Annotated in this window: 5 protein-coding genes and 2 pseudogenes; 6 read left to right on the top strand and 1 reads right to left on the bottom strand. The window is 70.3% G+C overall.

All coding sequences use genetic code 11. The features are described from left to right. The 3 genes and pseudogenes from AC07N1_RS25070 to trxA form a co-directional block, all read left to right on the top strand. Positions 1-80 (top strand): annotated as a pseudogene (locus AC07N1_RS25070) (hypothetical protein); the annotation flags it as partial. A gap of 7 nt (positions 81-87) precedes the next feature. Then, positions 88-3573 carry a double-strand break repair helicase AddA gene (addA, locus tag AC07N1_RS25075; protein WP_494674262.1) on the top strand — a complete coding sequence of 1162 codons (3486 nt, stop codon included), beginning with the start codon at positions 88-90 and terminating at the stop codon, positions 3571-3573. 124 nt (positions 3574-3697) lie between these two features. Next, positions 3698-4033, top strand: coding sequence for a thioredoxin (gene trxA / locus AC07N1_RS25080; protein ID WP_487289975.1), 336 nt, complete (start codon positions 3698-3700; stop codon positions 4031-4033). Positions 4034-4275: 242 nt separating this feature from the next. Here the strand turns inward: trxA and AC07N1_RS25085 are convergent, their stop codons facing one another. Continuing rightward, entirely contained in the window at positions 4276-4938 is a 663-nt protein-coding gene (locus AC07N1_RS25085) for a nitroreductase (protein WP_494674266.1), read from the bottom strand. Between the two features lie 99 nt (positions 4939-5037). On the opposite strand from AC07N1_RS25085, the gene mtgA reads away from it, so the two are divergent. From mtgA to AC07N1_RS25100, 3 genes and pseudogenes are all read left to right on the top strand, one after another. After that, positions 5038-5715 carry a monofunctional biosynthetic peptidoglycan transglycosylase gene (gene mtgA / locus AC07N1_RS25090; RefSeq protein ID WP_494674263.1) on the top strand — a complete coding sequence of 226 codons (678 nt, stop codon included), beginning with the start codon at positions 5038-5040 and terminating at the stop codon, positions 5713-5715. Further along, positions 5711-5808, top strand: a pseudogene (locus AC07N1_RS25095) (hypothetical protein); the annotation flags it as partial. The gene mtgA and the pseudogene AC07N1_RS25095, both read left to right, overlap by 5 nt. Before the next feature lie 21 nt (positions 5809-5829). Further along, positions 5830-6369, top strand: coding sequence for a GNAT family N-acetyltransferase (locus AC07N1_RS25100; protein ID WP_494674264.1), 540 nt, complete (start codon positions 5830-5832; stop codon positions 6367-6369). Positions 6370-6467: the final 98 nt, after the last annotated feature.

Genomic DNA, 6467 nt, shown 5'->3' on the forward strand with positions numbered 1-6467 from the left:
GGGCGCCGAGGCGGCGGTCGCCCCCTCCGTCACGCTGCGTATTCGCAGCGCGCCACCTCCCCCGCTTTGCGGGGGAGGAGTTCGCCAATGACGCTTCCCCTCGATCCCCAGCGCATCGCCGCAGACCCGGCGATCTCCGCCTTCGTTACGGCCAACGCAGGCTCGGGCAAGACGAAAACCCTGATCGACCGGGTCGCGCGCCTGCTGCTGGGCGGCGCCGAGCCCGCGGCGATCCTGTGCGTGACCTACACCAAGGCCGCCGCCGCCGAGATGCAGCACCGGCTGTTCGATCGGCTGGGCAAGTGGTGCATCACTCCCGACGACGCGCTGCGCGCCGAGATCGCCGACCTCGTGGACCGCCCGGCCACCGAGTTCGACGCGGCCGCCCTGTCCAAGGCCCGCAGCCTGTTCGCCAAAGCCCTCGAGACGCCCGGCGGCCTGAAGATCCAGACCATCCACGCCTTCTGCGAGAAGCTGCTGCGGCGCTTCCCGATCGAGGCCGGGGTCTCGCCCAGCTTCCAGGTGATGGACGACGGCGCCTCGTCCGCGGTGGCCCAGGCGGCGCTGCACAAGCTGGCCGACCACGTCACCCACAGCGACGATGTGTTCGCCGACGCCTATGCCCGCTTCTCGGTGGCGCTGGACTTCGCCTCGTTCGAGGCGATGTTCGCGACCTTCGAGCACCAGCGCTCGGGCATCGCCGCCTATCTCGACCGCTGCGGCGGGCTGGACGGCGTCATCGCCGACCTCTGGACCGTCTGCGGCTTTCCCGAACCGACCACCGCCGACGAGGTGGCGGCCGAGGCCATGGCCGATCTCGACCGCGTGCTGTGGCGCTCGATCGCCGACGTGCTGGCCGGCGGCGGCAAGACCGACATCAAGTGCGGCGATCAGATGCGAGCGGTCGCCGTCGATCCCGGCGCGACGCTGGAAGACGCCTTGGCCGCCCTCTTCACCGAGAAGGGCGTCGGCACGCCCGCGACCTGGCCGGCCAAGACCTCCGGCCTGAAGAGCCGCGAAGACCTGCGCGAACGGCTGCTGGCCGAACAGGAGCGCCTGGAGGAGGCCCGCGAATACCTCCGCGCCGCCAAGGTGGCCGAGGACAGCGTCGCGGCCATGCGGCTGGCGGCGCTCTATCTGGCCAAGTTCATCGAGGAGAAGCAGGCCCATGGCGCCCTCGACTTCTCCGACCTGATCGAGAAGACCCGCGACCTGCTGACCCGCCGGGTCGATGCGGCCTGGGTGCTCTACAAGCTGGACGGCGGGGTGTCGCACATCCTGCTCGACGAGGCCCAGGACACCGCCCCCGAGCAGTGGGAGATCCTGTCGGCCCTGACCGAGGACTTCTTCGCCGGGGCCGGGGCGCCGGGCCGCGACGGCAAGGCCACGGACGGCCGCACCCTGTTCATCGTCGGCGACGAGAAGCAGTCGATCTATTCGTTCCAAGGCGCCCAGCCCGAGCGCCTCTTGATCGAGACGCAGGACTACATCGCCCGCATCGAGGCCGTCGGCCGCACGGGCAAGGCCGTGCCGCTGTCGATGTCCTATCGCTCGACCCAGCAGGTGCTGAGCTTCGTCGACGCCCTGTTCGAGGCCCCGGACGCGCGGATGGGACTGGCTCCCACCGGCGAGGACATCCCCGGCCACGAGGCCTTCCGCCGGGACCATCCGGGGTGCGTGGACCTGTGGCCGCTGGAGCGCGAGCCGATCGCCGCCGAGCGCGAGGCCTGGGACGCGCCGCTCGACGTCGAGACCGAGCAGGGCGCCAACCGCCGCCTGGCCGAAAAGATCGCCGCCGAGATCAAGGCCCTGGTCGAGCGGGGCGATGCGGTGTTCGACAAAGACAGCCGGACCTGGCGCCCGGCCCACTACGGCGACGTGCTGGTGCTGGTGCGGCGGCGCAAGGCGCTGTTCGAGGAGGTGCTGCGGGCCCTCAAGCGCAGGGGCGTGCCGGTGGCCGGCGCCGACCGGCTGTCGCTGTCGGCCCACATCGTCTTCGACGACCTGCTGGCTCTGGGCCGCTTCTGCCTGTTCCCGGACGACGACCTGACGCTGGCGGCGCTGCTCAAGAGCCCGTTCTGCGGTTTGGCTGACGATGATCTCTACGCCCTGGCCAAGGGGCGACGGGGCACGCTGTGGACCGTGCTGGCGAGCCGCGTCGACGAGCGGCCGCTATGGCGCGAGGCCCACGCCCTGCTCGACTGGGCCCTGAACGCCCGTCGCCGCCGCCAGCCCTACGAGTTCTACGCCCTGTTCCTGGGCAAGCTGGATATCAACGGGACCAGCAACCGCGCCCGCGCCCTCACCCGCCTGGGCGAGGAAGCCGCCGACGCCCTGGACGAGTTCCTGGCCCAGATCACCAACGCCGAGGCCCGGGGCGTGCGGGACCTGGAGACCTTAGTCGCCGAGTTCGCGGCGCTGGACATCGTGGTCAAGCGCGAGATGGAGGGCGTGCGCCGGCAGGTGCGGGTGATGACCGCCCACGGCGCCAAGGGGCTGGAGGCGCCGATCGTCTTCCTGCCCGAGACGACGATGAAGGGCGGGGCGCGCGGCTCGCCGCTGCTGGCGACGGCGGACAAGGGCTATGTCTGGTGCGCCTCAAGCAAGTACGACTGCGAGGCCTCCGCGAGCGCCCGGAAACTGCGCGAGGACAAGGCCCAGCAGGAGGCCTACCGCCTGCTCTATGTGGGCCTGACCCGGGCGCGCGACCGCCTGATCCTCTGCGGCCGCATCGACGCCCGCACCAAGGACGAGAACGTCGGCGGCTGGTACGCCGCCGCCCGCGCCGCCTTCGCCCATCCGATGATCGAGGGCGCCACCCGGACGATCGACGAGGAGAGTGACTCGGAGACTGGGATCCTGCGCTACGGCCCCGATCCCCTGCCCGCCCCGCCGACGGCCGAGAGGGCGGAGGCCGTTCCGCACGCCCTGCCCTCCTGGGCGCGCAGGGCCGCCGACCCGGTGTCGGCCGGCGCCCGCTGGGCCGCGCCCTCGGCGCTGGAGGCCGAGGAGGAGGCCGTCGGCTCGGCCCCCTCGCCGTTGGCCAGGATCGAGGGCCTGGGCCGCTATCGCCGGGGCGAAGTGATCCACCGGCTCCTGCAGCTTCTGCCCGACATCGCGCCCGCCGAACGCCGGAGCGCCGCCACGCGGCTGCTGGCCGCCGAGCGCGACCTGACCGACCCGCAAAGGGCCGAGATGACCGCCGCCGCCTTCGGGGTGCTGGAGGACGACCGCTTCGCCGCCGTCTTCGGCCCCGGCTCGCGCGCCGAGGCCGCCCTGGCCGGGGCCGCCTCTCGCCTGCCGCAGGGGATGGCGATCTCGGGCCGGGTCGACCGGCTGGTGGTCTCGCCCGACCGGGTGCTGGTCGTCGACTACAAGACCAACCGCCCCTCGCCCGACCGCATCGAGGACGCCGACCCGGCCTATCTGGCCCAGATGGCGGTCTATGCGGCGGTGCTGGCCGAGATATTCCCGGGGCGCGAGATCGACGCCGCCATCGTGTGGACGGATGGCCCCAAACTGATGGCCGTTCCAGAAAACGTGCGGGCGGCGGCGCTTTCGCGCCTCTTCTGAGTTATTGCCGGGCGGCTTTCCCACGCCTACATCTTCGGACAAGAGGCGGCCAGCAACCGCCACTGTTCTCAATTTCGCGCCGCGGCGGCCCCCCGACCCGCGACGCCTGCAAGGAGCCTGACCCATGAGCACCGTGACGGTGACCGACGCCACCTTCGAACAAGACGTCCTGCAAGCCGAGGGTCCCGTGCTCGTCGACTTCTGGGCCGAATGGTGCGGCCCGTGCAAGCAGATCGCCCCGGCCCTGGAGCAGATCTCCGAGGAGCTCGCCGACCACGTGGTCGTCGCCAAGATCAACATCGAGGACAGCCCGACCACCCCGTCGCGCTATGGCGTCCGCGGCATCCCGACCATGATGCTGTTCCGCGGCGGCCAGATGACCTCGATGAAGGTCGGCGCCATGCCCAAGGCCAAGATCCTGGAATGGCTGACCGAAGCCGGCGTCCAGCAACCGGCGTAAGCCTCGGCCTGTAACGTCTGACGAAGAGCCCCGGTCGGAAACGGCCGGGGCTTTTTCGTTATGGAATGCGCCAGGCGCTTCTCTTTTCTCCCGTCATTCCCGCCCTTGTGGCGGGAACCCCTCTGTCAGCCGCAGGTGCAAGTGGGGCGGCGTGCTCAGCACGCCGCTGGCGCTTCACGTGAAAGCGGAACCAGGGGTTCCCGCCACAAGGGCGGGAATGACGGGCGTTATGAAAGCACCGATCAAAAACCCCTCAGCTCCCCCCAGACCTCGAAATCATCCCGCCGCGAGCGCCACTGGTTCACCGCCGCGTCCTCGTCGGCGACGCCCAGCGCCATGCCGGAAAACACCATGTGGTCGTCCGGCAGCCCCAGGAAGTCCGCCGACAGCCTGCCATAGGCCGACCAGAACTCCTGGGCGCAGGTGGCCAGGCCCCGTTCGGTCGCCAGCAGCATCACCGTCTGCATGTACATGCCCAGGTCCGACCACTGCGGCGGGCCAAGCTGGCGGTCGATGGAGAAGAACAGACCCACCGGCGCGCCGAAGAACTCGGCGTTGCGGGCGAACTGCATCAGGCGGCCCATCTTGTTCTCGCGGGGGATTTCCAGAGCCCCATAGAGGTCCTCCCCGACCTGGAAGCGGCGACTGCGGAAGGGCTCCCAGAGATTGGCCGGATAAACCGCGTACTGCGCCTCGTCGGGCGAGCCCAGCCGGGCGGCGACCTGGGCCTTGAAGTCGGCCAGCGCCTCACCGGCGATGGCGTGCACCTTCCACGGCTGAAGGTTTCCGCCCGACGGCGCGCGGGCGGCGGCCTCGAGGATGGCCCGCACCGTCTCGCCCGGCACCGGATCGGCCTTGAAGGCCCGCGCCGAAAACCGCCGCGCCACCGCTTCGGACACGCTCACTGCATCGGCCATCAAGGCCTCCCTAACCAACGCGCCCTATCGAGCGTCTCGATCGTTGGCTAGCATCCGGCCGCAAGGTCAAGGCAAGGGGCGTCGAGTTTGAAGGTTCTGCTGCGCAACATCTTCCTGGCGCTGTTCATCGTGCTGGTCGTCGGCCCGATCCTGGCGGTGCTGGTCTATCGCTTCGTCCCTGTGCCGGCGACGCCGCTGATGGTCATCCGCGCCGTCGAGGGCAAGGGCTGGGACCACCGCTGGCGGCCGCTGTCGAAGGTCTCGCCCAGCCTGCCGCGCGCCCTGATCGCCGCCGAAGACCAGCGCTTCTGCGACCACCACGGCTTCGACGTCGAGGCCCTGCAGAAGGCCTACGCCAGCAACGAAAAGGGCGGCAAGATCCGCGGCGGCTCGACCATCAGCCAGCAGACCGCCAAGAACGTCTTCCTGTGGCCCGACCGCTCGTACCTGCGCAAGGGGCTGGAGGCCTGGTTCACGGTGCTGATCGAGCTGGGCTGGGGCAAGCAGCGGATCATGGAGGTCTATCTGAACTCCATCGAGTTCGGCCCCGGCATCTATGGCGCCGAAGCCGCCGCCCAGCGCTACTTCAAGACCAGCGCCGCCAACCTGACGCCGGCCCAGTCGGCGCGGCTGGCGGCGATCCTGCCCAGCCCCCTGAAGTGGAAGGCCGTCAAGCCCGGCCGCTACGTCCAGAAGCGCTCGCGCAAGATCGGCGCGGCCTCTGGCGCGGTGCGTCGCGGCGGGCTGGAAGCCTGCGTGATCTGAGGAGCCGCCCTCGTCCTTCGACAAGCTCAGGATGAGGGCTACTGGACGGCATTCGAAATCCTCATCCTGAGCCTGTCGAAGGACGAGGATTTCGCAAAACGGGAGGAAAAAAGAATGGCCACAGCGCCCGGCCCCACGCTGGAGACCGCCCGCCTGATCCTGCGCCCCACCGCCGCCGAGGACCTCGACGGTTGGGCCGAGCTGATGGGCGACGCCGAGGCCGCCCAGTACATCGGCGGCTACCAGAACCGCGACACGGCCTGGCGCGGCATGGCCAGCATGGCCGGCTCGTGGGCGATGAACGGCTTTGGCATGTTCTCGCTGATCGACAAGGAGACCGGCCAGTGGCTGGGCCGCATCGGCCCGTGGCGGCCGGAGGGCTGGCCGGGGACCGAGGTCGGCTGGAGCCTGATCCGCCGCGCCTGGGGCAAGGGCTATGCGGTGGAGGCCGCCGTGGCCAGCATCGACTGGGCCTTCGACCACCTGGGCTGGGACGAGGTGATCCACTGCATCCACCCGCAGAACGCGGCCTCGCAGCAGGTGGCGACGCGGCTGGGGTCTAGGAACCGGGGGCCGAAACCGTTGCCGGCGCCGTATTCGGAGGTTCCGAACGAGGTGTGGGGGCAGACGCGGGCGGAGTGGCGAGCGCGATGATCTTCTCCTCCCCCGCTTGCGGGGGAGGGGGACCGCGAAGCGGTGGAGGGGGCGAGACCGGGCGCCGTGCCGGCCGTCGCCCCCTCCGTCACCCAGCG

The organism is Caulobacter sp. GW821-FHT09B11, assembly GCF_059418205.1.

Excerpts from the sequence above, each read along its gene's own strand:
- trxA (WP_487289975.1), top strand. The coding sequence starts at position 3,698 with ATGAGCACCGTGACGGTGACCGACGCCACCTTCGAACAAGACGTCCTG.
- AC07N1_RS25100 (WP_494674264.1), top strand. The coding sequence starts at position 5,830 with ATGGCCACAGCGCCCGGCCCCACGCTGGAGACCGCCCGCCTGATCCTG.
- addA (WP_494674262.1), top strand. The coding sequence starts at position 88 with ATGACGCTTCCCCTCGATCCCCAGCGCATCGCCGCAGACCCGGCGATC.